Origin of the sequence: Microseira wollei NIES-4236 (genome assembly GCF_020521235.1) — a bacterium.
GTDB lineage: Bacteria > Cyanobacteriota > Cyanobacteriia > Cyanobacteriales > Aerosakkonemataceae > Microseira > Microseira wollei.
Genome location: NZ_BLAY01000382.1, coordinates 1 through 2,655, shown reverse-complemented (window position 1 = coordinate 2,655; position 2,655 = coordinate 1). Strand labels below are relative to the sequence as shown.

The window sequence follows — 2,655 nt, the reverse complement described above, 5'->3', positions numbered from 1 at the left end:
TCGTTCCCAGGCTCTGCCAGGGAACGCCATTCCCAGGCAGAGCCACCCTCGTTCCCAGGCTCTGCCAGGGAACGCCATTCCCAGGCAGAGCCACCCTCGTTCCCAGGCTCTGCCAGGGAACGCCATTACCGATTACAGTTTGAGATTGCTGACACAGGTTGCGGTATTTATCCCGACGAATTAGAAACTATTTTTGAACCGTTTGTGCAAACCCAAACCGGCAAAAAAGCTCAAGAGGGAACCGGATTAGGCTTAGCCATTAGCCGCAAGTTTGTGGAATTAATGGGCGGTAAAATAACAGTTAGTTCCCAAGTTGGCAAGGGAAGCACCTTCAAGTTTGAGATCAAAGTTAGCTTGGTTGAGCGTGAGTATCTGGAGATAAAACAACCTCCGCGTCGCATTTTTGCCCGGCAACCTAATCAACAGAAATATCGCATCCTAATTGTAGATGACTCGCCAGAAAATCGGCAATTACTGTTTGAATTGCTTTCTACCTTTGGCTTCGATATTCGGGAAGCTAGCAACGGGATTGAAGCAATAGAAGTTTGGGAAAGTTGGCAGCCGCACTTAATTTGGATGGATTTGCGAATGCCTCTAATGGATGGATATGAAGCTACTAAAGAAATCAGAGCGAGGGAGAATTCCCCATCGGAAATCCCCATTCCCAGGCTCCTGCCTGGGAACGAGTCAAGCATTCCCAGGCAGGAGCCTGGGAACGAGTCAAGCCAGCAGTCTGGGAACGAGTCAAGCCAGCAGCCTGGGAATGAATTAAAAGCTACTGCTATCATTGCTTTAACAGCTAGTAGTTCAGAAGCGGAGCGAGCGATCGCTATACAAATCGGGTGCAATGATTATCTTAGCAAACCTTTTCGACAAACCGATATTTTTGAGGCAATGAACAAATATATTGGAGTGCAATTTGTTGATGACGAACCGACTCACAAGCAGGATGCAACTAAAAATGAATTGCTGGCTCTGACAAAGCAAGATCTTGCCGTTTTACCAGATGATTGGTTGGTTTCCTTCTACCAAGCTACAATTGAAAGCGATTTTGATGTAATGCTGGATCTAATCGACCAAATCCCCTCGGATTGCCAATTTTTAGCTAACGCGCTCGCTAATTTAACTAAAAACTTCCAATTTGAGGAATTACTAACCTTGACAGAACCCCATAACGGCGAAAATTAAAATATTTCTATTTGCCGATTAAAACTGCCCCAAATTAACTCAATTTTAGTAACTTAGAGAGCAAAAATGTCATTTTCGCCCAGCCCAGATCCAAGCCAAGAATCAACAACCCACTCAAAAGGAAATATCCTAGCGGTTGATGATACTCCTGCCAATTTGCATCTGTTAAGCGACATGCTATCCAAGCAGGGGTATAAAGTGCGAATCACACCCAAAGGCAAACTAGCTCTACAGTCTATTTTAGCCAATACTCCAGACTTGATTTTGCTGGATATTATGATGGCGGACATGAATGGTTATGAAGTCTGCAAAACATTGAAAGCAGATGAACGAACGAGGGATATTCCCATTATCTTCATCAGCGCCTTGAACGAAACATTTGATATCGTGAAAACTTTTAAAGTTGGCGGAGTGGACTACATTAGCAAGCCGTTTCACCTGGAAGAAGTATTGGCGCGTGTAGAAAATCAATTGCGCATCCGATCGCAAGAAAGGCAACTTGCCGAACAAAATGCACGGCTGTCTCAGGAGATAGAAGAGCGCCAGCAAGTCGAAGAGGCACTGCGACAAAGTGAAGCGCGGGAACGACAAAAAGCGATTAAATTAGAAATGACATTGAAAGAATTGAAGCGCACCCAAGCCCAACTAATTCAAACCGAAAAAATGTCTAGTTTAGGGCGAATGATTGCGGGAGTTACCCAGGAAATAAACAATCGAGTTAGCTTGATTTTAAGCAATATTAATCCGGCTTGTCACTATTTCCAATCCCTCACCGCTATCGGGGAAATTTATCAAAAAAATTATCCCAATCCACCTAGAGAAATTCAGCAGGCAATTGAGGAAATAGATTGGGAATTTATAGTCAAAGATTGGTATAAAATAATACAAAAAATCGATGGGGGCGCCAAGGGAATTCAGCAAATAGTTCAATCGTTAAAGCTGTTATCCCGACTAGATGAAGCCGAGCTAAAAACAGTAGATATCCATGAAAGCATCGACAATATCCTGCTAATTTTGCAGCACCGACTGAGAAACACAGACAAAAGCGCTCGCCAACTACGCCCAGAAATTGAGGTAATTAAGGACTATGGGGAACTGCCACCAGTCACCTGTTATGCGAGTCAGTTAAATCAGGTGTTGGCAAATCTGCTCAACAATGCGATTGACGCCCTAGAAACTCAATCTTACCCAGGAAAAATTACGATTAGTACCTCAGTAGTCAGCGCCGAAGAGTTAGCGATCGCAAATAACTCACATCTTGTACCAAGCGAGGTAGAACCTCGCGGATCTCGTTCCCAGGTTGAACCTGGGAACGATTTCGAGCAACCTCGCGGATCTCGTTCCCAGGTTGAACCTGGGAACGATTTCGAGCAACCTCGCGCATCTGATTCCCAGGTTGAACCTGGGAACGATTTCGAACCTCGCGGATCTCGTTCCCAGGTTGAACCTGGGAACGATTTCGAGCAA

Annotated in this window: 2 protein-coding genes; both read left to right on the top strand. The window is 44.7% G+C overall.

Features of this window, described 5'->3' with window-relative positions:
• On the top strand, positions 1 to 1,188 hold a 1,188-nt coding region (locus MiSe_RS48500), incomplete at its 5' end, for an ATP-binding response regulator (RefSeq protein ID WP_226594612.1).
• A gap of 66 nt (positions 1,189 to 1,254) precedes the next feature.
• Positions 1,255 to 2,655, top strand: a 1,401-nt coding sequence (locus MiSe_RS48495; protein ID WP_226594609.1) for a hybrid sensor histidine kinase/response regulator, incomplete at its 3' end; no start/stop codon positions are given.